Raw genomic sequence first — 24,425 nt, 5'->3', positions numbered from 1 at the left:
GACAGTCGGCCACTAAAAATGCGCGCCCTGGTATCGTTCCCGGGCGCGCTTCTTTTTGTGCGTCGATCCTCAGCCGTAAGCACCGGCCGACCGTTACTTTGTGACGTTGGTAACCGCGGTGAAAGGTACCGAAACGCCGCCCATCTGGAGAGAGACGCTGTTCGACCCGCTGGTGACACCGGTCGCGGTTCCGGTGACCGTGAACGGCAGGGTCGTCGTGCTGCCATTCGCGCCTCCTTCGACCACCGCAACCTTGTAGGCACCGTCCGGCACCGTAGTGCCGCTTGCATCCTTGCCATTCCAGGTCCAGGAATTGCTGCCGGCTGTCGCGTTCATCGACGTATCGAGAATCTGTTGCCCCGCACCGTTATACACCGCGATGGCGACCGGCCCCGAAGTCGGCGCGGTGAAATTGAGCGTCCCGGTTCCGTTCTGCAGCGGCAACTGGCTCGATGTAGCGGTCACCTTGCTTCCCAGCATCGAACTCGCCTGGGTCAGGTCGCCGGCCTGGGTCAGCTGCAATAGCTGGGTCAGGCTCTGGTTCGTGCTGATCTGCTGTTCGACCTGAGAGAACTGTACGAGTTCCGAGGTGAACTGGCTTGAACTCATCGGACTGGTTGGATCCTGGTTCTGCAACTGGGTCGTGAGCATGGTCAGGAAATCATTGTAGTTCGACGACAGGGCGCCGAGCGCGCTCGTCGTGGAATTGCCACTCGTGCCGGATGTGCTGCTCGTGCCAGACGCACCACTCGTACCGCTTGATGACGTCGACGAGCCGATGCCTGCAGCGGCGGCATTCGCGGCTGCCGTGAGCTGACTCTGCTGATAGGCAACTGATGCGACGCTGCTGGTCATGAAGATCTCCTTTTGGATTGAATTCGGCGCTGCAAATGAAGATTTGGGTCAGGCCACGACGTTCACGCCGAAGCGACGCAACGTCACGGCCGGAACGGATGATACCGTGTCCACGGCTGGTGCAATGCCAGCTGCGGCAGCGGGACTCCGTACGTAGACGGGCAACCGGCCACTTCCCTCGCTACCCGATGAACCACCGTTAGGCCCGCCTCCGGCAAGGGAGAAGCCGCCACCAAATCCGTTCGCACCGGCGCCAACGCTAGCCTGATGCGAACCAGAAGCGTCTGCGTGCGGCGCAATCAGGTCGAACGTAACTGTTCGATGGGTGTCCGGCAGACCGGCCTGCGTCAGGACCTGATTTAGAGTATTTCGATCGTTCTGCAGTTGCTGGAGGGTGTCAGCATGCGATGCGCCGATCGCAACAGTCAAACTCCCATCAGCATGTCGGTCGATCTGAAGCGTTACGGTTCCGATGGCAGGGGGCGCCAAAGCGATGGTGAGACGTGTGCCTGGCGTCGCGCTTGAGCTGCCCTGAGGCGGCTGGATCTGGCTGACGCCGACCAACGCGGCCGCGATCTGTCCCGACACGGAATTCGAAGAGGCGCTACTGGCCGCACCATTCGTCTCCCCTCCCCCTGGAAGTGCCGGAACTGCAGATGACGAGATACTCACCACTGGAGCCGGTCCTGCCGACGACATTGCCGGTTGAACCTGTCTTGCAACCGTCGAATTGGCTGATGTCGCAGATATCCGTGTCTCGGCACTCGCATGAGCGGTCGCGGATGATGACGGACCGGCAGCAGCCGTGTGGTGGGCCTGCCCGCCTGCCGCCGATTGGAGACGGCCGATGGCCTCACGGGCCAGGGAGTCGATTGTTGAATGGGGGACGCCCGAGGTCGTGCTTCCTGAAGATGCCGCCAGTTGAGACGACGACCCGGTAGTGGCTGACCCGGGCGAGCCTGCGGAACCCTCAACAGGGACCGACTGTGCCTTGGCGTCGGTAGCCGGTGTCACTTGCCTCGCCAAACCGGGCACCACGGGCGCATGAGAGTCAGACTGTGGAGCAATATCGGCGACCTGATGCGAAGACAATGCTTGGACGGCCAACGCGGCGGAGGCCTGAGCCGATAGGCCTGCCGATACGGGCGTTGGCTGCGAGGTCTGCACAGCCTGCGCCTGCTGCGCCTGGCCCGAAGAGGGCCCCGCGTTGGCCCGGGCAAGATCATGATGGCCGCTCTTATTCGGCGCCTTGCCGTGTTCCGTGGCGACTGGAGCCATGCCCTGCGCATTGGCATAAGCAGCGCCCGGCGGTGATGCCGTCCGATCGCGCATCAGGGCGGCGGATGACGTTCCATTGCCGTTGCCATGATGAGCATGTGGATCGGACGCAGATTTCGCGTCCGTGGTCGAGCTTGGTGACTGGGACGCATTTCCCGCCGCGTGCTGGGACGATGATGCCGATGCGCCGGCGAGAGCCGCGCTAAACGAGCCTGAAGCGGCCTTACCGGCACCGCAATCCGCACTCCCCTGCCCCGCGCTTATGGTGCGAGTACCTGAAACACTCGCGGGCCCGGACGAATCCGACGTCGGCACGGCGCTTGTCGACGCCGGCGCTGCAGTTCCGCATCCTGAAGTCGCGCCGGCGGCTGCGCTCGCAGTCGACGTAGCCGGCACGGCGGAAATGGCGGTTCCAATGCTCATGCCGCCCCACATGCAAGATATCGGCCAAACAAAAATACGCGACGAAAGGCGGCTGGCGCTGCATTCTCGGAGGCAAGCCGGCAAAATTTGCAGGGCTATATCCATGAAACCCGGCCGATTCTGCCGGGTAGGCAATTTCAACTATGGGACCGAATGACTGCAAAACTCAGTTCCCACACTTGGCACGCTTCGTGCAAGACGGTCAGCGAACGGATGCAGCCCGTTGCGGCACAAGACATGTGCGATAGTGCCACGGGCAAGCCCCCAACCCTATGGAGCTGAGGACAGGATGTCGATTTTCGGTGCTTTGGATACTTCGGTCAGCGGCCTTCAGGCCCAGTCCAGCGCGTTCACCAATATCAGTGATAACATCGCGAACTCCCAGACCATCGGCTACAAGGGCGTCAATACTCACTTCACCAACTACCTTGTTCAGAGTACGGCCTCCAATAATGGACCCGATTCCGTTGTTGCCAATCCCGAATACACAAATACGGTTGAGGGGACGATAACGCAGTCGAGCAATCCACTCTCTCTGGCAATAAACGGCAATGGATACTTCAACGTCAGTCTCCCAGGCCCGACCACAACGACGGCCGGAAAGACAACGCAGACATTCGACGCTCAGCAATATTACACTCGCGCAGGCGATTTTACCCTGAATTCATCCGGATACCTTGTAAACGGCGCCGGCGCCTATCTTGACGGGTGGTCCGTCAACCCGACGACAGGCACCGTCAACACTTCGTCGCTCGCACCGATCCAGGTTTCGCAGGGGGCGTCTCCGCCGGTTCCGACCTCCAATGTTACACTTTCGGCCACGTTGCCAACCACACCGAGTTCGACCCCCGTCACCACTCAGGTTGATGTCTACGACTCGCTCGGCAACATGCAGCCACTCAACCTAAGCTGGTCTCCGGTCACTGGTTCGGCAAATACGTGGACACTGAACGTCTCCTCACCGAACGCGACACCCTCGACGGTGGGTTCCGCAACTATGGCTTTCAATACGAACGGAACGCTGAGTTCGATCACAGCGGGCACTGGGGCAACGTCCCCTGCTGCCGGGCAACTACAGATCTCGCCGAGCTATAATGGCAGCGCGCAACCCATCACGCTGGATTTTGGAGCCCCCGGGAGCACCGCCGGCCTCACCCAATACGCCGGCACGAGTCTGAATCTCCAGGGCGTAAGCCAGAATGGCTCACCTTCCGGTGCATTCAGCAACCTGTCGATCGACACACAAGGCAATATCACGGCAAACTATACAAACGGCTTCTCCAAGCAGATTGCCCAGATTCCCCTCGCCTCCTTCGCGTCACCCGACGCGCTGCAAAACAAGAGCGGACAGATCGAGACGGCCACCCAAGCTTCCGGAGCCGCGACAATCAATGCAGTAGGTGGCAGCGGAGGCGCTCTGGTCACCGGCTCCGTCGAGAACTCAAACGTCGACATCGCCACACAGTTTACCGATCTAATCAACGCCCAACAGGCATATACGGCAAATACCAAGGTCGTCACCGCTGCACAGCAGATCCTCACGACCACTGTGAATATGGTTCAGTAACAATTTACCCTTCCGTAATTTTTTCACGGGATCATATAACGCATGAGTGTGGGCACGGGACTCGCGATCGCAAGCAGCGGCCTAAGTGCGATCGATCAGCAATTGGCCGTAGTTTCGCAAAACATTGCGAACGCGAATACGTCCGGCTATTCAGTTGAAACCGCAAATCTGTCCTCCGCGACAGCGGGCGGCCAAGGTTCCGGCGTCATCAGCGCCCCGGCGACCCGTCAGGTCAACACCAGCATACAGACACAGGTGAACAACTCGATCGCTCAGCAATCATATCAAGCCGTCATATCAACGACACTATCGGGCATTGATCAGGTAATGGGCACGCCAGGTCAAGGCAACGACCTGCCAAGCCTGCTCGCCAATGTCCAGTCTGGTTTCCAGACCTTGATGACCGACCCATCGAATGTCGTACAGCAAAACACGGTCGTAAGTGCAGCAAAGACACTGACGGGGCAGATCAATTCAATTGCCAGTACCTTGCAATCGGCTAGCCAATCTGCGGCAAGTACGATTACAGAGGATCTCAAGAAACTGAATTCGACTCTCAGCACGATTGGGTCGCTGAATGCGCAGATCGTCAATCTTGCGCAGCAGAACAAAAGTACAGCCGACCTAGCAAATCAGCGTGACGCAGCCATCCAAACTATCGCATCGCTCACCGGCGCCAAAGCACTTACGCAGACGAACGGCTCTATAGCTCTGTTCACGGTGAACGGAATACAATTGCCACTTAATGGGTCATCGCCAATCACAGCAACCACCACAACAAATAGCACGTCGTATTCGATTGGCGGAACCCCAGTTACTTTTGGCGGCGAGTTGGGCGGTGCGCAGCAACTTAACAACGCCACACTCCCACAAATCCAAGCTGGACTAGATTCATTCTCACAGGCATTGTCGAGTCGGTTCGCTGGAGCAGGCCTCAGCTTGTTTACAGACCCTATTGGCAATGTGCCAACGGCCGCAACAAAAGGTCTTTCTGCGGTAATTACAGTAAATCCGGCAGTCATTTCAAATCCCGCCCTGGTCCGAGATGGTAATGTTACCGTCACGAACGCCTCCGGAACGCCAATTCCACCGAATCCTGCCGGTGGCCCTGCTGGCTACACGGCATTGATCCAAAATGTACTGAACTCCGCGTTCGGCACAACCACAGTGGGAGGGAGCGCTCAACCTCCTGCAATCACTGCTTACACCGACGCAACCGGCACCGTGTCCCTTCCCTACTCAGGGTCTGGGTCGCTGTCGGCAATCGCGACCAACTTCACGGCAAATGAAGCCTCGATAAGCAGCGCTGCTCTGACCCAGGTTTCAAATGTCGGCAACTTGGTTACCGCACTCAAGGCTCAAGCCTCCTCAACCAGTGGCGTCAATATTGATCAACAGATGAGTCTTCTGGTCACACTACAAAACGCATACGCCGCAAACGCAAAGACAGTGACGATTGCACAGCAAATGTGGCAAGCCGTCCAAGCGATGGTCCAATGAGCACATCAATTGCCAGCCTATCCACTGGAAACTTCGGCCTGATCCAGCAACTGGCAGCTGATTCGAGCATAACTAGTCAGAAACTGGCGCAACTAACCATACAATCGCAGACCGGATATGTCGCAACGACGTATGCTGGTCTCGAAACTGCTCAGCCAGGATCCGCCGGCCAAACGCTCATCTTGAACTCGTCAATCGCCACGCTTAACAATACAATTTCGAACCTGAAGATTGCACAGGGCCAGATGGGCGTGCAACAGAATGCAATACAGACGATCAGCGATATTGCATCCAAAGCGTTAACGCAGTTCGAAGGTGTCAACTCCCTAAGTGGGAGCGCATTGAGTACGGCAGCAGCCACAGCGCGTAGCGCGGTCACGCAGATCGCTAGCCTTCTCAATAGTCAGGATGGAACTCGATACATCTTTTCCGGTCAGGACAGTACTATTCCGCCTGTGCCGAATGCAACCAGTTTCACGAGTGCCGCGTTCTATGTCAGCATTCAGAGCGCTACCAACAGCCTTTCGGTCTCTGGAGTGTTCGCGGCGGCAAGTAACACTACGAACAGCCCATTCTCAAGCACTCTTGCTAGTAATCCCGGCGTCCCAAGTGTTCTGGGTGCCGGCGGAGTCCCGATTACAACCGGTATCGCCGCAAATGCCAACCAGTTTATCGGTCCTAGCGTGGGAACGAATACTACCGGTTCTTATATGACGGATATTCTGGCCACTCTTTCGGCTATCGGCAGCCTCCAGCCTGGGCAACTTTCAAATTCGGGCTTCACAAATTTCGCCAATGCGATCTCAACCAGCCTCGGTAACGCAATCAATACAATGGCACAGGACGCCGGCGCTCTGGGAAACAACCAGGCACTGGTGAATACGCAAATCACAGATCTCCAGCAGACGTCAAACGCATTCACCAACCAGGTTGCTGGGTTCGATCAAGTCGATATGACCAAGACCCTTTCCCAGTTGTCCGCCACCCAAACGCAACTCCAGGCTTCGTATCAGCTTATCGCCGCGGTGAAGACAATGAGCCTTACCCAATATATCTGAGGCGGGCTTCATCTGGCGTTAACGACTTCGACGTAAAATACGTCTTCTCCGCAAAACGCGGACCACAGACTAAATTATAGCCAAGGATACAAAGCATGTCCGGCGTTGTTAGCTCGATCATCACCAACTCGGCCGCGATGGTCGGCGTTGAAACTCTCAACTCAATCAATACTTCTCTGAACAACGTTCAGAACCAGATCTCCACTGGCTACTCTGTCAGCAGCGCGGTTGACAATGGTGCTGCTTTCGCTGTCGCCCAGTCGGTTCGCACAAATATGGCGGGCCTCACTGCCGCGAACCAGCAGCTCGGCGATACCCAGGGACTTCTTGCAACCACTAACACGGCACTGACCAATATCTCCAATCTTATGCAGAGCATGGATGCGACACTGGTCAATCTGTCGAGCTCAACGATTTCTACAAGCCAGAAGTCCCAGTACGTTGCGCAGTTTTCGTCGCAACTTCAGAATTTACAATACTACATCAAAGGCGCGAGCTATAATGGTAAGGCGCTGATCGGTGCTTCGTCGGGCACCCTGGCCAGTTCGTCATCTTCGTTTACGAGCAAGGCCCTGCAAGTCTCTTCGGATGCCTCCGGCGGGCAGATTAAAATCGCAGCACAGAGCATGACCACTGTTTATCTTGCTCTAAGCAAAATTGGAACGTCGCTTGGCACGGCCTCCGCAGGTTCCACCACAATTACAAACTGGATGACTGCTGGTGGTACATTCAGTACCCAGGTTTCCAATGTCGGTTCGTATCTTAACACCTACGGTAACCTGACCAACCAGGTTGATGCGCAGATAACCTATAACCAGAACAAAATGGACGCGCTCAGCAATGGCCTCGGCGCGCTCGTTGATGCCAATATGGCGGCGGAGTCCGCAAAGTTGCAGTCGCTACAGATCCAGCAGCAGTTGGCAACATCTGCCCTCTCCATAGCGAACCAGCAGCCGTCGATCCTCACCAAGCTGATCTGATTCATCCGCCGTAACCCGGCCTGCTTCAATAGCAGGCCGGGCCTACTAGTCGCGTTACGAAGGATAAATATATGTCGGTTCTGGTGCTGGAGCTTCGCCAAGGCGATATCATGATACTGAACGGCGCACCGATCCGGTTCCGCACGAAGTCACGCATCGAGTTGACGGCGAAGGCACGCTTCATGTTCGGCAAACAAATACTGCGGCCAGACGAGGTCAACACGCCTGCGAAGCAGATCTATTTTGCTCTCCAGACGGCCTATATCGGAACGGACGAAGAACGCCAATCCGCGCTAGTCCGTGCCCGCGAACTGATAGAGCAGTTCAAGGAAGCGACAACTTCGGCGCTCGCCCGCGAGATCCTCGACCGAGCGCTGGAATGTGCAAAATCGGATGATTGTTATGAAGCCCTTAAGCTTTCGCGGCGAATTATGCGCCACGAAGCAGCCGTTCTGCAGTCATGTCAGTGATCAAAAGGATCGTAAATGTCTCATTCAGCAAAGGCCTTCAAGGCCTATGAATCCGCCAATCAACTGCGAGGTCAGCGTGAGCAGGATGCCGAAGTGTTCCGCACTGTGAGTTCTATGCTCCGTGCGGCCGACGATGATCTGAGTCGTACACGAGCATTGGCAACTGCCCGCAGGCTCTGGCAGACGATTCTCGCTACAAATCTCGATCCACTCAATCCGTTGCCGGCACCACTTCGGGCGCAGATCGTTTCTGTTGCGAATAACATTCTTCAGCAGACAAATGATCAAAGTCCCGATCTTGAAGTGATCGCGATAATCGGCGACAATTTTGCCGATGGACTTAGCGGGCGAGCATATATCTCGGAGACATTTGATGTCGTCTACTCTATCGCCAAATATTGCCACTCTCTTTACAAGCTCCGTAAATACAACTTCGTCAAGTATTGCCTCAATTCTAGAAGCGAGTTACGGCGGAGCGACGAGCGGAACTGTCACGAGTTCTCAAAATCCGATTATTGCGCTCCGAATCGCCCAGCAGAATGAAACAAAAGATATTCAGGCAGAAGCAAAATCGCCACAAGTACAGCGGGATATTGCCGCGTTCACAAAAGCTGTGAACAGCGCGAAGACTGCGAAGCAGCTTCTTCAAAATCCAACCGTTCTTAAAGTTCTTCTTACTGCTAACGGGCTAGGGTCTCAGGTCGGATTTCCAGCGTTGGCTCAAAAGGCGCTTCTGTCAAATCCGAGCGATCCAAACGGGCTTGCCAATCAATTGTCGTCCACTAATTCGCAGTGGCTTTCGACCGCCCAGATTTATCAATTTGCAACCAAAGGGTTATCTATAATACAAAAGCCATCAAGTATAAGTACCCTCACTAATGCATATGCTGAAGTTCTTTGGCGTCAGTCACTTGATAAACAGACTCCCGGGCTTTCAAACGCACTATATTTCATTCAGAACGCTCAAAAATTCACGAATGCCACTCAAATTCTCGGTGATTCTGTTATGCGCTCGGTCGTCACGACCGCATTGGGAGTTCCTCAACAAATCGCATTTCAGCCGCTGCTTGCGCAAGAGCAGGCCATCACCAGTCGACTTGATGTATCAAAATTTCAGAACAAGCAGTTTGTTCAATCGTTCGCGGATCGATTCCTTGCAGTCACACAAGCAAGCAACATGAACGCTTATGGCTCGAGCTCCAGTCTCGTTGGGCTAGCTGCACAAGCTAGATCTCTCATCGCATAAGCTATAGCAATCTCGCGCGCTGACCGGAGAATTGGTCCGCACCACCGTTCAAAAGGAACCTGACTATGTCCGATCTCCACTCGAATTCTCAATTGCAACCTGCCGTGCGGGGCGACAATTCAAGTGTAAATCGCGTGCTTTTTGCGCGCGTGCGGCAGCTAATCGATCAGGGGCAGGTCAACGCTGCCTCGCTCCTACTCCCTACCCTCGAGAAGCGCGGTGAGAATCCTGGGACGATCGTTGCGCTGTCAGCGGCAATCGAATTTGTCAAAGGCAGGCACGCTCGTGCAAAGGAAATAGTGTCGGACGGCTTAGCTGCATTTCCTGAGAATTCGATTATTCTTTGTTTTAGTGCCGAGATTAGCCTTGAGGAAAAGAATTGGGTTGAAGCGGCGAAGGCCGCTTCCGAGGCGGTCGTTGCAGACCCAAGGAATTCAACGGCTAAGTCGATATTAGGAAGAGCTCTCTTGGAGCTAGGGCATATCGACGACGCTGCGACCTGCTTGCGTGAGGTCCTTGACGAGATGCCTGCTAACTTCCTTGCGCTCGCCGGGCTATGCCGCTCTGCGCCGGCGGAGGCGGAGGACACCTTGCGCAATATATTGCGGGACGGTGATGAAGAGCATTCCGACCGTCCTCAAGATGACCTGAGGCTTCGCCATCTTCTTATCTCGGTACTGATTGAACGGGGAGCCTATACAGAGGCAACTGACCAAATCCGGCGACTTGTAGCCGAAGGTCGCGCTGATCTCGACACGAGTCTCCTAGCCGTCCAAGCAGCCGTAGGAACAGGAAATTGGGACGAGGCCACATTGCTGTTTAGCGACAATACGCGCAGTTTGCCACGCCATGCTTGATCAGGTTGCTAGCGCCCCAGCGTTACACGAAAATATGACGAACGCGGCCGACGTCATAGCGGCGGGGGTGGCTCTTGATGCCGGTAACACCCGCGAGTGCGCAAGGAAGCTTTTCCAGCAAGCGAGTGAGCTGGCTCCATCATGGGATGAGCCGTTGATTAGGCTCGCCCAGAGTTATCGTGCTGATGGTCATGTGGCTGAGGCCAAAGAGCTCTATATCCAAGCTAGCATACGTAATCGTTGGCGGATTGAACCTTTGCTTGCTTATGGAATATTGGCACTACAAAGCAACGACCCGCACGACGCAGTGGGATATCTTTCGCGAGCTACCGATCTTAATCCCACCAACCATCAGGCTTGGCATGGACTTGCGCTTGCGCTCGGTGCGCTCGGACTTCAGGGTGCCGCATTGCGCGCGATGGCCAACGCCGGAAATCTTGCACCTGATATACTTCATTATGCAATTACGTATAATGAACTACGCGACACGGTTGATCATGATCTGATTTTGCAGATCCGAGAGCCGAAGTGGACCACTGCCATTGAGCTCTGTCTTGAAGCCAATGCAGCTCTTAGGCGCGGTGGGGCTGAAGAGGCGATCGCTCTTTTAGAGACTGCGATCGACGTTGAGCCGGATGCGTCTGATATCCTAGCTTTGCTCGGCAATGCGTATTTGGCGAATCAGATGCCAGAAATGGCAGAATTACATCTGCGCAAAGCCCTTCTCCGTGCGCCCGAAAACATCGATATCGCCAATGATCTAGCTGTCGCACTTGGCCGACAGTATCGTTTTGGCGATGCTTCCGATATATTGAATAAATTAGATATTCCCGCAAACGCGAGCTCTACGATATTATTAAATCGCGCTACGATCAGAGCATCAGCTGGCGATCTCGCAGGAAGTGCAAGGGACATCAAAGCGGCAACCCCCAAAGCCAATGACCGGTCTCGGCTGCGAGCTGAATGTTCCTTAATTCCGTATCAAAGCAATGCGACCGCGGAGCTTCTTCTGGACTCGACCCGAAAACTCGCCGCGACATTGCCCGAAGACTGCGAACCACTGATGAAGCCCTCTGTTGTTGATCCTGATCGTCCACTTCGAATCGGCCTACTGTCTCATTCTCTGCGACAACATCCTGTAGGATGGCTCACATTTGCCGGTCTGGAAAATTTAGATCGAGATGCATACGAGCTCTATTGTTTTGGTCACTTCGCTGCAGGAGATCCATTTGCGCAGCGGCTTGCACGACGTGCGCACAAATGGCAAGACCGAATCACAAAATACGAGGCGGAGATTGCCTCAAATATTGCCGATTGTAATATCGATATTCTTATTGACTTGAGTGGCTTTGGTGACAATGGATTGATTGGAAGTTTGGCGTATCGCCCGGCGCCCGTCCAAATAAAATGGGTTGGCTCACAGGCGTCTACAACTGGCATGAAGCGTGTTGACTGGTTCATTACGGATCGATGGGAGACCCCGGAGGGGTTTGATCAATATTATACGGAACAGCTATTACGGTTGCCGGACGGCTATGTCTGCTATTCTCCTCCCCCAACGTCGCCGCCTGTCAGCAATTTGCCGGCTCTTGCAAACGGTCATGTCACCTTTGGCTGCTTCAATAATCTGACAAAACTGACCGATGAGACATTATCGCTCTGGGGACGGATCCTTGAACAGGTCGATAACGCCCACCTGCTCCTCCGCTGCCCGCAATTTTCTGAAGATGGAATTCCTGAGCGCTTCATCTCTCGAGCGCATGCTCTTGGAGTTGATACGAGTCGGGTCGAATTGCGCGGTCGAGCTCCGCATCCAGAATTCATCGAAGGCTATAAGGACGTTGATATCGCACTAGATCCATTCCCGTATTCAGGTGGGCTAACGACATGCGAATCGATGTTTATGGGGGTGCCTGTCATCACTTTGGCTGGTGATTTCTTCGCCGCACGTCATTCGGTGAGCCACCTTTCGAACGTGGGCCTGACGGATTGCGTTACAGAGAGTCCGGAACAGTATATCGATCGTGCCGTTGCCATGTCCTCGGATCTGGAAGCGCTAGCCGCACGTCGGGCTCGATTGCGCGAACAGATGCTCACGAGTCCCCTCTGTGACGCGAAGCGTTTTGGTCGTAATCTCGGTGCCGCGTTGCGCTATGCGTGGCAGGATTATTGTCGTAACGGCTGCCGGGCTTGATCAATCGCCGCAACTGTGGTGCTGACGCGGGATGATCCAATTTTCCGCCTGCGTCGGCCGAACAAGGCCGGCGGCTACTTTCGCTATGGCTGCCCGGGCTCGCGCTCTTCGTGCCGCTGGCCATGATGTGATTTCGCTATCGATCGGCGAGCCCGACCTTCCAACCCCACCGCATGTCGTTGATGCCGCACACCGTGCCGCACTCGGCGGGCAGACACGCTACCCCCCTATCGCTGGAACCGATGCGCTGCGCTGCGCCGCAGCACGGAAATTCGAACGCGATCAGGGTTTGCCGGCAACACCAGCTGACGTTCTTGTCACAAATGGCGGCAAGCAGGCGATATTTGACGCCGTGATGTCGGTCATCGATCCTGGCGATGAAGTGCTTATTCCCGCGCCTTGCTGGGCAGGCTACATCCAGGTGGTTGAATTCGCCGGTGGTATCCCGGTGTTCATCGATTGCCCCGCCGAAGCAGGATTCCGCGTGGATGCTGCCACCCTCGCGGCAGCTATCGGGCCAAGGACGAAGCTCCTTGTTCTCAACTATCCAAACAATCCGTCCGGCGCGATTGCCGATGCGGCAATGCTTATCGGCATCGCCGATGTGCTTCGTCGGCATCCTCATGTACTGACAATTTCGGATGATATTTACGAGCACCTCATTTTCGAAGGCGCGTACCTGACATTGGCGGCCGCTGCTCCAGATCTCGCTGGGCGCGTGCTGACTATGTCCGGCGTATCGAAATCCTATGCGATGACCGGCTGGCGCCTTGGCTTCTGTACCGGTCCGCGTGACTGGCTAGCGGCAATGACGCTGGTTCAGGGGACTGCCACTGCGGGTGTTTCGACCATTAGCCAGGCGGCTGCTGTTGCGGCGCTAGACGGCCCGCAGGATCTTCTCGAGGAACGACGTACGATTTATCGTCGACGCCGCGATCTTGTTCTAGGTGCGCTGGCCGGTGCGCCTGGCCTTACCTGTTCCCGCCCAGAGGGAGCTTTCTACGCCTTCCCGTCGATCACCAGTCTATTGGGTTGCCGGACCCCGAGCGGCCGAATACTTGGCAATGATGAGGATGTGGCGAATGCCTTACTAGATGAGGCTTTGGTCGCTACGGTTCCGGGCTCCGCGTTTGCAATGCCAGGTCATATCCGGCTTTCGACGGCTGCATCCGATGCCCTTCTGGAAGAGGCCTGCGAGCGCATTCTACGATTTTGCATAACGACATGTAACCATTAATTTAGGGTTTGTGGGGGTTCATCGTGAGTTGATGACGGCTGCGGCGAGGTGGATCATTGGCTGGAAGCTCTGGTCTGTTTTGCAGGCGCGCAGGGCGATGCGTTTGAACTCCTTGAGCTTGCAGAAGAAATTCTCGATCAGATGACGCCATTTGTAGGTTTCGTGGTCGATTTTCAGCTTCAGTGCCCGGGCCGGGTGCTGGGAAATGACGATCCTGGCGCCTCTTTCGTTGAGTTCTGCGACCAGAGCGTTGCTGTCGAATGCCTTGTCTGCGATCAATCCACCGAATTCGACGTTGTCGATCAGTGGCGGGACCTCGATGCTGTCATAGCGATTGCCCGGCATGAGACGAAAGCGCACAAGGTTGCCCAAGGCATCCGTCAGCGCCAGAATTTTGGTTGTCATGCCACCTTTGGAACGGCCTATGGCCTGGCTTTGAGTCCCCCTTTTGCGCCCTGGCCGTGACGGTGGACCTTGACGATCGTGGCGTCGACCATGGCGTATTCCATGTCGGGTTCATCAGATACCGCGTCGAAAATCCGTTTGAAAACATCAGCGCGGCGCCAGTCGTTGAACCGGCGGTAGGCCGTGCTCCAGTTGCCAAACATCGAAGGCAGATCACGCCACGGACTGCCAGTACGGACAATCCAAAGCACCGCTTCCAGAAACAGCCGATTGTCCCGGCCGCAGCGGCCGGGGTCACTCGCCTTGCCAAGACAATGCGGTTCTATCCTCGCCCATTGGGCGTCCGTCAGTACAAATCGTTCCATTCACAGCGTGAACGTATGGCCCGCCCCGTCCGCAAGGGGTGATTTTCATCTGGCTCTAATCAGTCTGCTTCAACGTATCCGGTCTCGGGCTTCGAACCCGGCCAAGATGGAGATCCGCGCGGCCTGATCCTCATAATCACACCGGCCTCGGAGGCCGTTCACTGCGTCAGGTTTTCAAGCCGCCGTTCGACTGTCAGGCCATCTTCCTTTCACCTCACGCAGACATCGACTGCCCTTTCGCGCCCAACTGTGAGCGCTGTTCGGGCGATTCCGTCATGCGGCCGCAGCCGCCGCTTCGAATTGGGCGTCGTAATCGCAACCGTGCGCCAAAACGGCCCATGCAATCCGAGCCAGCTTCGCGGCCAGCGCGACTACGACCACGTTCTTATGCGCTCGATCGAGCAATCCCCGCGCCCAGCGGCCCAACGGCGTATCGCGTTCGACAAGATAAGGCAGCGCCGCTCGTGCGCCATGGATCAAGTTCTTCCGCAAATAACGATTGCCGCGTTTGCTGATGCCGAGCAGGCGCGGTTTTCCACCCGTTGTCATTTGCCGTGGAACGAGCCCCAGCCACGCCGCCATGTCCCGCCCACGTTTGAATGCATGCGCCTCGCCGACCGCCGCCGCCAGCGCCGTAGCGTTTATCGTTCCAATTCCTGGGATTTTGGTCAAACGTCGCACAGCCACGTCGTCACGAGCCAACTGAACGAACTCGGCGTCGAAGCCGGTGATCCTCTGGTCGAGTGAACGCCATTCCGCCCGAAGATCTTCGATCAACGTCCGGATGCGCGGGCTCAACGCGGCAAAACCGCCATCTTCGGCCAATGTCTCAAGCTCGGCTTCCAGTTTCCTCCGGCCTTGCGGAACGACGATCCCTCGCTCCAGCAGCAACGCCCGCAAGTGATTGATCAGCGCCGTCCGTTCCGAGACGAGGCGCTCCCGGGCTCGGTGCAAAGCCTGGAGATCAGATTGGTCCTGGCTCTTCACAGGCACGAAACGCATCGTTGGCCGCGTCGCAGCCTCTGCGATCGCCTCCGCGTCGAGATCATCGTTCTTCTGCGCCTTCACGTACGGACGGACATATTCCGGCGACATCAGCCGCACCTCGTGGCCCCGCGCGGCGAAAATCCGCCCGAGGTGATGAGCGCCGCAACATGCTTCCATTGCCACAATGCACGACCCAAGCTCGCCAACGAAACTTTCCAACGTTCCCCGCCGAAGTCTCCGCCTCAAAACAACCCGGCCGGCGGCGTCCATGCCCACCACGCTGCAAGAGTTCTTCCCAAGATCGATGCCGAGAATCATGATATCCATCGGTCTGCTCCTCTCTCCAAACCAGCGGCGATCCTACCAGATCGCCACGAGAGGGGCGGGCCATCCCATAATCACAGCCACCCCCAAATGGGAATCCTAAATCCCCACATGCCCTAGAGCGTTTTCGACCGTATTGAATTGATGGGGGGAATTCCCGCTGGCGTGGAATTCTGGGTCAGAATCCGTGCTGGTGAAGGAGGCTGGCATGGATGGGATACCCTCTCTCGATTGATTTGCGCGTGCGGATTCTGGCTGCTGATCGGCTCCTTCTGAGTGATCCGGGATCTATTTTAGAGCAGCTTCTGAGCCGAAAAATCGCGTGGGGATTCCCGTATCGGGTGAGAGGTGATTCACGATGTTTGCAGGCGAAGGAGGCTGGCATGCATAGGGTGAAGGTAATTTCGCTGGATTTGTGTACGCGTCGTAGCGGCGGTTGATGGCGGCATGTCGCACTGTCTGGCGGCTGAACGCCTCGGGGTTGGGATTGCGGCGGCGATACGCTGGGTGCAACTGAGCCGGGAGAGGGGTTCGCCGGCACCAATGAAGGTGGGCGGCGACCGCCGCTCGGAACGGATCGAGCGCCACGCGGGTGGTTGTCCTTGACCTGGTCGAGACGACGCCGGACTTGACACTTGTCGAGGTGCAGGAGCGGCTGATGAAGGAACGTTCGGAGCGGTTTGGCATTTCGACGATCTGGCGGTTCTTCGGCGGACACCGGATCACGCTGAACAAAAAGATTGGCCATGCGGTGGAGCAGGACCGTCCGGACGTCCTGAAGCGGCGCCGTGAGTGGTTTGAGGACCAGGTCGATCTCGAACCCGAGCGGTTAATCTTCATCGATGAAGCCGGCGGTGTCAGGAATTCTCTGTATGGGTGGCGGTTGAACATCAGGCCGGCGGGGCCCTTACGAAGCGATTGCCGAAGATGACGGCGAACTGAACCTTTGCCATAGGCCATTCTCGAGGTGGCATCACCGACTCCTTTTTCGGATCGGTTCAGGATCAGATAGAGCAGCTTGGCCGCGGCCTCATCGCTGGGAAATGGCCGCGCGCGGGGATGGCCCGCCGCAGCTTGGAATTCAGGGCCTCTATGGCATTCGTTGCATAAATGATCCGACGGACCTCGCCGGGGAAGGAAAAGAACGGGATGACTTCCTGCCACACTCGGCGCCAGCTCTGGCCGATGTCAGGATATTTCTGCCCCCCATGAACCGGCGTCGAAGGCGGCGAGAGCTGCCTCGGCGGCTTGGGCATCAACGGCCCGGTCCGGTAGATGTCCTTGAGCGCGGTGGCGACCGCCTTGTGGTCCTTGTAGGACACGAAATCCATGGAATTCCGGAGCAGATGGACGATGCAGGTCTGCACGATCGTCTCGGGAAAGACGGCAGTGATCGCCTCCGGGCCCCCCTTCAGGCCATCGACCACAGCCAGCAGGATGTCCTCGACGCCGCGGTTCTTAGCCTGAATTATGCGTGAGGGTTGGCAGGCATAGCGTAAACCGTTGATTTGATCTAAGAATTTGGTGTCGAGACCAAATCTTCATCAGCATGGAACGTGATGCCCGCCACGGTTGAAACGACCCCATGCCTCCCCGGTCTGTCACCTGTCGCCGGCAAACCGGTGCTGGCCCGCTTCGACGGCGAGATGCTGTCCTCAGACGGCGGTCTGCTGGCATTACGCGAGGTCGAGAAGCGGCTGGGGATTGCCGCGCAGTTGGCAGCCTGCATCGATGATCCGCGCACGCCGGAGGGCGTCCAGCATGGGCTCGACGAGATCATTCGGTTTCGCATGTTGATGATCGCGGCCGGTTACGAGGATGGCAACGACGCCGACTGGTTGCGCAACGACCCGATGTTCAAACTCGCGATGGAGCGTCTGCCCGAGGCGGGCGATCTGTGCTCGCAAGCGACGGTTTCACGCACCGAGAATTTGCCCGGGCCTCGCGCGCTGCTGCGCATGGGCCTGGCGATGGTCGAGCATTATTGCGCGAGCTTCCGCACCATACCCAACCGGATTGTGCTGGATATCGACGATACCTTCGATGCCGCTCACGGCGCGCAGCAACTCTGCTTGTTCAACGCACACCACAACGAATACGGATCTCAACCGATTGTGGTGTTCGACGGCGACCGCCGGATGCTCGCCGCGGTGCTGCGTCCGGCGTGTCGGCCAAAAGGGGCCCAGATCGTCAAATGGTTGCGCCGGCTGATCGACGCCATCCGCGGCCATTGGCCACGTACCGCGATCATGCTGCGCGGTGATTCGCACTTCTGCACGCCGGCAGTTCTGCGGTTCTGTCGAGCGCGTCGCCTCGATTACATCTTCGGCGTCGCACGACCACGACGCTGCGCAAACACGTCATCGCGCTGGAGGCCAGCACCACGGCGCGCGCGCAACAGGCTCCGGGAGAGAAAATCCGGCGGTTCAAAGAGTTCAATGATGGCGCAGCAAGCTGGGACCGCGTCGAGCGGATCATCGCCCGCGTCGAGGCCTGGCCGCTGGGGGGCGATACCCGCTTCATCGTCACCAGCCTGAAGGCTGGTTCCCCGCGCACCCTGTATCAAGAGATCTACTGCGCGCGCGGCCAGGCCGAGAACCATATCAAGGCGTGGAAGACCCATCTTGCGGCCGACCGGACCTCGTGCTCGCGGGCCAGCGCCAACCAGATGCGCCTGTTTCTGCATATCGGCGCCTACTGGCTGATGTGGAGTTTGCGCTCCCTGATGCCGCGTCGGTCGCGCTGGCGTGGTATCCAGTTCGATACCCTGCACCTGCGCCTGATCAAACTCGCCGTCCGCCTCGAAACCCTGAAACGCTCGATCCGCCTGCATCTGCCGCGCTCAATGCCGGACCAGGCGATCCTCGGCTATGCCCTGGCCAGACTGCCCAGGCTGGTCAGCTGATCCCAGGGGCGTTTGCCCCGTCCGGCCCCGATCTCTGCCACATCCAACGCCAACACATCGTAGAGCCCACCAAAAACAGCTAGGTTCGGCCGGTAAGCCATCACGCCCGCACGATGTCAGGTTGCACAACCCGCCTGAGAAAAATCAGAGGAAATGCGCTCGCGAATAATCCCGCTAAGTTGAGTGCCTATAAGAGCCGGACCGCAAAAGATAGTTGAACAATTTCAGTAGGTTGTGGTTCAGTTCGTTTGCGAAGACGGACGGAGACGACGATGACCCGGACTGAAATCGCTCGGCAACGATATTGCCGGGCCGGATTGCGCTACGCAAGCGACCTTACCGATGCCGAATGGGCCTTGATCAAGCCGTTCATGCCCTTGCCGCCGCATCGAGGTCGGCCTCGAACGGTGGCGCTGCGGCGGATTATGGAGGCCATTTTCTACATGCTGGCGACCGGCTGCCAGTGGCGGAGGCGGCTCAAGGTTCCGCCTGCGGAGCAGGTGGAATGCCGCCGGAGGTGGCAGATCCCGAAGGAATTCGCACCGTTCACCACCGTGCAGGGCTATTTCTACCGCTTCTGTCGCGATGGCACCCTCGATCGTATCAATCACGTCCTGGTCATGCAGGCGCGGGAAGTGGCCGGACGCGGGCCGTCGCCCACAGCCGGTGTGATCGACAGTCAGTCGGTCAAGACCACCGAAGCCGGCGGGCCGCGCGGGTTCGATGCCGGAAAGAAGATCAAGGGGCGCAAGCGCCACATCATCACGGATACAATCGGCCACCTCGTCGGCGCCGTCGTTCACCATGCCGGCATACAGGACCGGGATGGGGCGCCCGACGTGCTCAAATCCGTCAAATCCCTATATCCCTGGTTGCGGCCTGTGTTTGCCGATGGCGGCTATGCCGGTCCCAAACTCAAGGGACGCCTCACCAAAATCGGCAAATGGACCATACAGATCGTCAAGCGCTCGGACGCCGCCAGCGGGTTCGTGCTCCTGCCGCGACGCTGGGTGATAGAGAGAACCTTCGCCTGGCTCAGCAGATGTCGGCGCCTCGCAAAGGATTTCGAAGCCACCGTTACCAGCGCCACCGCATGGCTCTTCCTCGTTGTCTGGCAACACGGCTACAATACCGGAGGCCGTACTCGAAACTAGGCGGAAAGGCCCCCGCCGAGATCATCGGCCAACGTATTTGGATGCATGCCCCCAGACGCGTTGCATTCACCTCAAACAACCATCATGAAGGAACAAGACTCTACCTTTGGTCGGCAACAATCGGGGGAGCAGGTCGTCTTGGCCATTGTCACGGTTCGGTTAACGCAGCACTGGCGAAGCTGGGCGGATTAAGGTCTTATCCGACCATGAATCATCATGTCGCCGCTCTTGTGGCCCGATTGCATGAGCAACCCTCCCATACCGGATCGCTTATCGTAACGCTGTTCGGGGATGCTCTGCTACCACGCGGCAGCGCCATTGCTCTCGCTACCATACTCGACCTGTTCGAGTCCCTTGGCATTGGCCCGGGTGTAATACGTACCGCTATCTCCAGGCTTGCCGCTGATGGCTGGCTGGTGGCGAGCCGCCGTGGCCGTTCGAGTTACTACCGGATCGGCCCGTCACGCCGCGGTGAGTTCATCCGCGCCGCGCGACATATCTACGGTCGGCCTCGTGGCACAGCAGCTCGGAGCCTGATCATCGCCCTCCCCGAGCCAGGACCGGGCCGGGAACCTGCACGCGAGCGGTTCAACCGACTCGGCTTTGCCTCATGGCAAGGCATACTGCTCGCGCCGGACCGGCCGTTGCCACGCTCGCTCGAAGCTGGGAGCATCGTTCTTCGAGCAACCGGCGGCCCGGAATCACTGCGCCGACTGGCGGCGCGAGCCTGGCGACTGGATGCCTTGTGCGATCACTACAAGGGATTTCTTGCCATTTTCGGCGGGCTTACGGCCGACGCCCCGGCTTTCGATCCGCGCGATGCGCTGCTGGCCCGGCTGCTGTTGATCCATGACTACCGGCGGATTGTGCTGCGGGACCCGCGTCTGCCGGCTACTTTCCTACCGGAAGAGTGGGCCGGCGACGGGGCGCGCCGACTCTGTGCCCAACTCTACGAGGCGCTACTCGATGCATCGGAGCTCTGGCTGAGCCATAACGGCGCGACCGAGACAGGCGCGCTACCGACGGCAGATTCAACTCTGCGCCATCGTTTCGCGGACCTGCGCGGGCACGTCTGATCCCACCCGCCCGCTTGGCCTGGCCCCACCGAGGAACAAGCCGACAGCACGGGCAATCCGGGCATCGATTTCGGCACGGCTACGGGCCTTTCCGACGCCCAAAAGCATTTCGATGTGGATATTACCGATCGCCATCCCGTAAAGCATGTGTGCCGCCTCTTCGGGATCGTCGATGGCGAGGGATCCGCTGGCGGCACTGGCGGAAAAATAATCCCGCAGCGCATCACGGCACGGCTTTGCTCCCTCCCGATCCAGCAGGCGGGAGAGCGTCCGGCCATGCATGTATTCCGCCATGATCAGCCGGGCAAGTGCGATAATCGACGGGCTCAACACGTGGTGCGCCCACAAGCGGAGCATATCGTTCAATACGTCGTCCACCGGCCGCCCCTCGGTCTCAATGCCGGAAACATCAAGAGGGCGACGGCGGCGCTCGAGCAGAGCGGTGAACAGGTCTTCCTTGGAGTCCACAAGCTGATAAAGCGTTCGCTTCGACATGCCGGCCTCGGCGGCAATATCGTCCATCGTCGCGGCATGATACCCCTTGCGAAGGAACACCCGTTCCGCCGTCTCGATCAGCGCGTCGCGCCGTTGCCGCGCCGCATCTGCGGCGTCGCGCCGGCGGCAAACTCGTGTGACAATACCCATCAGCCAGTTCCTCGCCTTCTTCTCCCATCGCAGGAACATTCATGAATTTCAATATTAAATCGGCCTCTTTTCGATATCTTGACGCATCGGCAGAAAACTCTGTAGTTTCCACTTGTCCACTGAGGAGGCTCCCGCGTGCAGGCTGGCGGTTCTGTCCGCGTTCAGTTCAGGCACGCCAGGTACTGCATATCATGAACTTTTCCGATATCCTACTTCATCGCCGCGTCCGGCTGGCAACGGTTCTGCTCGGCACCACGCTGCTCGCGGGTTGCGCGGTCGGCCCGAACTATCACCAGCCCGCGGCCCCGAAGCTGCATAGCTACACCACAAGCCGACTGCCCAACAGCACGGCTTCGACCTCCGGCGCAGGAGGAACTGCGCAGCATCTCGTGATCGGCCAGAAAATCGCTGGCGAGTGGTGGACGCTCTACCATTCGAAACCACTCGATGCGCTGATCCGCAAGGCTCTGGGGAACAATCCGAGCCTGGAATCGGCCCAATACACCCTGCTGGCCGCACGCGACACCGCCCGAGCGGCCGAAGGCGGGTTTTTCCCTTCAATCTCTGGAAGTTTCCAGGCCGAACGAGTGCGCAGCGGACTGGGAACGACGAGCCTCGGCTCTGCCGGCGCCGGCCTCACCTATTCGCTGCGGAACGCCTCCGTCGCGGTATCCTATGCGCCCGACGTGTTTGGCGGCACACGGAGGCAAGTCGAAAGCCTGCATGCTCAGGCCGAACAGCAGCGATTCGCACTTGAGGCTACCTATCTCTCGCTCACTGCCAACATCGTCACCGCCTCGGTTACCGAAGCTTCGCTGACCGCCCAGATCGAGGCGACGGAGCGGATCATCCGCGCGGAGAAAGGACTGCTCGACATTCTCGACCGTCAGGTGGCGCTTGGAGGCATTCCCGAAACCAACGCGATCACCCAACGCACCCAGCTGGCCCAGACAGAAGCAACACTACCGCCTCTGCGCAAGCAGCTCGCGCAGACACGGGACCAGCTCGCAGCCTATGAAGGAGTTCCTCCGAGCCGCTTCCACGCAGCCGATTTCACCCTGGCCGATCTCGCGCTGCCGGAAAGCCTGCCGGTGAGCCTCCCCTCCGCGCTGGTACGCCAGCGCCCAGACATTCGCGAGGCGGCAGCGGTCTTGCACCAGGACACGGCGCAGGTCGGCGTCGCCACCGCGAACATGCTGCCGCAAATCACCCTTTCCGCCGGCATCGGCCATGAAGCGCTGGACGGCCAGGCCCTGTTCGCTCCGCAGACCCTGTTGTGGAATCTTGCCGCCGGCATCACCCAGCCCTTCTTCGAGGGTGGCACGCTGTTCTACAAGCGCCGCGCCGCTGTTGCGACCATGAAGGCAGCTGCCGAGACCTATGAGAACACGGTCGTACTCGCCTTCCAGAACGTGGCGGACGCACTGGAAGCCCTGCATTACGACGCCATCGCGCTTGCGGCGGACACTGCGGCCGAGCACGACGCGCAGCGCAGCCTCAATCTCATCGAGCGTCAGTTCCGCCTCGGCGGCGTGCCCTACACCTCGGTGCTGACCGCCGAGCAAACCTACGAATCGGCCGTCATTACCCGCATCAAGGCCACTGCCCAGCGCTATGCCGATACGGCGGCGCTGTTCCAGGCTCTCGGTGGCGGCTGGTGGCACCGGCATGACGTGAAGAAGCAAGTCGAAACCTGCTGTGGAGTATTGCCATGACGGCGCCCGCCCCCGGAACCGCCAGCGAAACACCCGAGCACAAGACGAAGAAACCCTCGATCCTGCTGCGCATGATCGTGATGCTCGTGCTTGCGGCCCTCGTGCTCGGCGCGATCTTCGGCTTCGGCGCGTTCCGCGACGTGATGATCGCGAAATTTATCGCCACGCTGAAGAACCCGCCGCAGACGGTCGCGACCATGGTCGCGAAGGAAACACCGTTCCAGAATACCGAGACGGCCACCGGCAGCCTCGTGGCGCTTCAGGGAGCCGCTCTCTCGGCACAGGTCGCTGGCATCGTCAACACGATCGACTTCAGATCGGGCCAGGACGTGAACAAAGGCCAGCTCCTGCTCACCCTTCGTCCGAACAACGACGATGCCGTGCTCGCACAGCTGGAAGCGACGGCAAAACTCGACGCGATCACCTATCGGCGTGATCTCGCCCAGTATCAGGCACGGGCGGTGAGCGCGCAGACTGTCGATACTGACCGGGCCAATCTCGCCAGCGCCGAAGCGCAGGTGCGCAGCCAGAAGGCGCTGATGCAGGAGAAAAGGATTTACGCGCCATTCTCCGGCAGAATCGGCATTCGCGCCGTCGATATCGGTGAGTTCCTCGCCGCTGGCACAACCATCGCCACGCTTGAGCAGCTCAACCCGATCGCCGTCGATTTCTACCTGCCGCAAACCGCATTGCGGACGATTCGGCCGGGCATGAAGGCCGACATTTCCGTGGACGGATTCCCCGGCATCGAGTTCAAAGGAAAGATCACGGCGCTCGATTCCGCCGTCGGGACAGCAACGCGCATGATCCAAATCCGTGCGGTGCTGACCAATCCGCATGAGGAACTCCGACCCGGCATGTTCGCGCGGGTCAGCATTGATGTCGGCGCGCCGCAAAACGAAATCACCTTGCCGAAGACGGCAATTGCCTACAATCCTTACGGCGATACTGTATTTCTCGTGAAGCCCGACAAGCGGAGCAAGACGCACAAGTCTGCCGAACAGGTTTTCGTGACCCTGGGACAGACGCGCGGCGATCAGGTCGCCGTGCTCAAGGGCCTCAAATCGGGCGACGAGGTCGTGGTCGCGGGCCAGATGAAGCTGAAAAACGGCACACCTGTCGCGATCAACAACAAGATCCTGCCGCAGAACCTGCCCAATCCCTCCGTGCCGAACGAATAAGCG

The 24,425-nt window shown here is 58.2% G+C and carries 20 protein-coding genes and 3 pseudogenes; 17 read left to right on the top strand and 6 right to left on the bottom strand.

Translation table 11 applies throughout. The annotated features are described in order from the left end of the window. Positions 1 to 93: 93 nt before the first annotated feature. Together ACMV_RS00655 and fliK are read right to left on the bottom strand one after the other, a co-directional pair. Positions 94 to 855: a flagellar hook assembly protein FlgD gene (locus ACMV_RS00655; RefSeq protein ID WP_007421308.1), complete on the bottom strand. Its 762-nt coding sequence runs from the start codon at positions 853 to 855 to the stop codon at positions 94 to 96. Positions 856 to 903: 48 nt separating this feature from the next. Continuing rightward, positions 904 to 1,554 carry a flagellar hook-length control protein FliK gene (fliK, locus tag ACMV_RS21355; RefSeq protein ID WP_231844452.1) on the bottom strand — a complete coding sequence of 217 codons (651 nt, stop codon included), beginning with the start codon at positions 1,552 to 1,554 and terminating at the stop codon, positions 904 to 906. Positions 1,555 to 2,257: 703 nt separating this feature from the next. Here fliK and ACMV_RS21350 point away from each other — a divergent pair. The 11 genes and pseudogenes from ACMV_RS21350 (at position 2,258) to ACMV_RS19485 (ending at position 13,665) form a co-directional block, all read left to right on the top strand. Continuing rightward, positions 2,258 to 2,713: a hypothetical protein gene (locus ACMV_RS21350; RefSeq protein ID WP_231844451.1), complete on the top strand. Its 456-nt coding sequence runs from the start codon at positions 2,258 to 2,260 to the stop codon at positions 2,711 to 2,713. A gap of 132 nt (positions 2,714 to 2,845) precedes the next feature. Continuing rightward, a complete protein-coding gene (gene flgE, locus ACMV_RS00645) occupies positions 2,846 to 4,123 on the top strand; it encodes a flagellar hook protein FlgE (protein ID WP_013639198.1) in 1,278 nt (425 codons plus the stop codon). Between the two features lie 42 nt (positions 4,124 to 4,165). After that, complete coding sequence (gene flgK / locus ACMV_RS19515; RefSeq protein ID WP_013639197.1) at positions 4,166 to 5,623, top strand: flagellar hook-associated protein FlgK; 1,458 nt, start codon at positions 4,166 to 4,168, stop codon at positions 5,621 to 5,623. Further along, a complete protein-coding gene (locus ACMV_RS19510) occupies positions 5,620 to 6,681 on the top strand; it encodes a flagellin (RefSeq protein ID WP_013639196.1) in 1,062 nt (353 codons plus the stop codon). The genes flgK and ACMV_RS19510 overlap by 4 nt, the downstream gene beginning before the upstream one ends. A gap of 95 nt (positions 6,682 to 6,776) precedes the next feature. Continuing rightward, positions 6,777 to 7,661 carry a flagellin gene (locus ACMV_RS00635; RefSeq protein ID WP_011941284.1) on the top strand — a complete coding sequence of 295 codons (885 nt, stop codon included), beginning with the start codon at positions 6,777 to 6,779 and terminating at the stop codon, positions 7,659 to 7,661. Between the two features lie 71 nt (positions 7,662 to 7,732). Then, positions 7,733 to 8,131 carry a flagellar biosynthesis repressor FlbT gene (locus tag ACMV_RS00630; RefSeq protein ID WP_007423973.1) on the top strand — a complete coding sequence of 133 codons (399 nt, stop codon included), beginning with the start codon at positions 7,733 to 7,735 and terminating at the stop codon, positions 8,129 to 8,131. Between the two features lie 15 nt (positions 8,132 to 8,146). Further along, positions 8,147 to 8,404 (top strand): annotated as a pseudogene (locus ACMV_RS21945) (flagellar biosynthesis regulator FlaF); the annotation flags it as partial. A gap of 100 nt (positions 8,405 to 8,504) precedes the next feature. Continuing rightward, complete coding sequence (locus ACMV_RS19500) at positions 8,505 to 9,377, top strand: DUF1217 domain-containing protein (protein ID WP_011941282.1); 873 nt, start codon at positions 8,505 to 8,507, stop codon at positions 9,375 to 9,377. A gap of 65 nt (positions 9,378 to 9,442) precedes the next feature. Continuing rightward, positions 9,443 to 10,234: a tetratricopeptide repeat protein gene (locus tag ACMV_RS19495; RefSeq protein WP_011941281.1), complete on the top strand. Its 792-nt coding sequence runs from the start codon at positions 9,443 to 9,445 to the stop codon at positions 10,232 to 10,234. Further along, positions 10,227 to 12,428 (top strand): tetratricopeptide repeat protein, encoded by a 2,202-nt coding sequence (locus ACMV_RS19490; RefSeq protein WP_013639194.1) that lies wholly within the window; start codon positions 10,227 to 10,229, stop codon positions 12,426 to 12,428. The genes ACMV_RS19495 and ACMV_RS19490 overlap by 8 nt, the downstream gene beginning before the upstream one ends. Positions 12,429 to 12,459: 31 nt before the next feature. Further along, the gene (locus ACMV_RS19485) at positions 12,460 to 13,665 is read left to right on the top strand and encodes a pyridoxal phosphate-dependent aminotransferase (RefSeq protein WP_013639193.1); all 1,206 of its coding nucleotides are present in this window, start codon (positions 12,460 to 12,462) and stop codon (positions 13,663 to 13,665) included. Between the two features lie 18 nt (positions 13,666 to 13,683). On the opposite strand, the gene ACMV_RS19480 is transcribed toward ACMV_RS19485, so the two are convergent. Next, positions 13,684 to 14,435, bottom strand: a protein-coding gene (locus tag ACMV_RS19480; protein ID WP_085947331.1) for an IS5 family transposase whose coding sequence is annotated in 2 segments (ribosomal slippage) — positions 13,684 to 14,105 and positions 14,105 to 14,435 — 753 coding nt in all. Because the reading frame shifts where the segments join, the coding sequence is not laid out codon by codon here. A 273-nt stretch (positions 14,436 to 14,708) separates the two neighbouring features. After that, positions 14,709 to 15,749 carry an IS110 family RNA-guided transposase gene (locus ACMV_RS00605; RefSeq protein WP_011930570.1) on the bottom strand — a complete coding sequence of 347 codons (1,041 nt, stop codon included), beginning with the start codon at positions 15,747 to 15,749 and terminating at the stop codon, positions 14,709 to 14,711. Between the two features lie 742 nt (positions 15,750 to 16,491). Between ACMV_RS00605 and ACMV_RS22090 the strand changes: the two are divergent. Further along, a pseudogene (locus tag ACMV_RS22090) lies at positions 16,492 to 16,599 on the top strand (IS630 family transposase); the annotation flags it as partial. A gap of 151 nt (positions 16,600 to 16,750) precedes the next feature. Here ACMV_RS22090 and ACMV_RS00595 read toward each other — a convergent pair. Next, positions 16,751 to 17,215, bottom strand: a complete 465-nt coding sequence (locus ACMV_RS00595) for a transposase (RefSeq protein ID WP_269447792.1) — start codon at positions 17,213 to 17,215, stop codon at positions 16,751 to 16,753. A 90-nt stretch (positions 17,216 to 17,305) separates the two neighbouring features. On the opposite strand from ACMV_RS00595, the pseudogene ACMV_RS00590 reads away from it, so the two are divergent. From ACMV_RS00590 to ACMV_RS00575, 3 genes and pseudogenes are all read left to right on the top strand, one after another. After that, positions 17,306 to 18,651: pseudogene (locus tag ACMV_RS00590) on the top strand (IS1380 family transposase). Positions 18,652 to 18,923: 272 nt separating this feature from the next. Further along, positions 18,924 to 19,805 carry an IS5 family transposase gene (locus tag ACMV_RS00580; protein ID WP_013639186.1) on the top strand — a complete coding sequence of 294 codons (882 nt, stop codon included), beginning with the start codon at positions 18,924 to 18,926 and terminating at the stop codon, positions 19,803 to 19,805. 206 nt (positions 19,806 to 20,011) lie between these two features. Then, positions 20,012 to 20,881, top strand: coding sequence for a PaaX family transcriptional regulator C-terminal domain-containing protein (locus tag ACMV_RS00575; protein ID WP_011941273.1), 870 nt, complete (start codon positions 20,012 to 20,014; stop codon positions 20,879 to 20,881). Here ACMV_RS00575 and ACMV_RS00570 read toward each other — a convergent pair. After that, complete coding sequence (locus ACMV_RS00570) at positions 20,837 to 21,565, bottom strand: TetR/AcrR family transcriptional regulator (protein WP_013639185.1); 729 nt, start codon at positions 21,563 to 21,565, stop codon at positions 20,837 to 20,839. The genes ACMV_RS00575 and ACMV_RS00570 overlap by 45 nt on opposite strands. A 152-nt stretch (positions 21,566 to 21,717) precedes the next feature. Between ACMV_RS00570 and ACMV_RS00565 the strand changes: the two genes are divergently transcribed. Beyond that, positions 21,718 to 23,241, top strand: a complete 1,524-nt coding sequence (locus tag ACMV_RS00565) for an efflux transporter outer membrane subunit (protein WP_013639184.1) — start codon at positions 21,718 to 21,720, stop codon at positions 23,239 to 23,241. Continuing rightward, positions 23,238 to 24,422: an efflux RND transporter periplasmic adaptor subunit gene (locus ACMV_RS00560; RefSeq protein ID WP_011941270.1), complete on the top strand. Its 1,185-nt coding sequence runs from the start codon at positions 23,238 to 23,240 to the stop codon at positions 24,420 to 24,422. Before ACMV_RS00565 ends, ACMV_RS00560 begins: the two co-directional genes overlap by 4 nt. Positions 24,423 to 24,425: the final 3 nt, after the last annotated feature.

This window comes from Acidiphilium multivorum AIU301, assembly GCF_000202835.1.
Lineage (GTDB): Bacteria > Pseudomonadota > Alphaproteobacteria > Acetobacterales > Acetobacteraceae > Acidiphilium > Acidiphilium multivorum.
The sequence above is the reverse complement of the archived record's forward strand: the minus strand, read 5'-3'. Positions and strand labels throughout refer to the sequence as shown.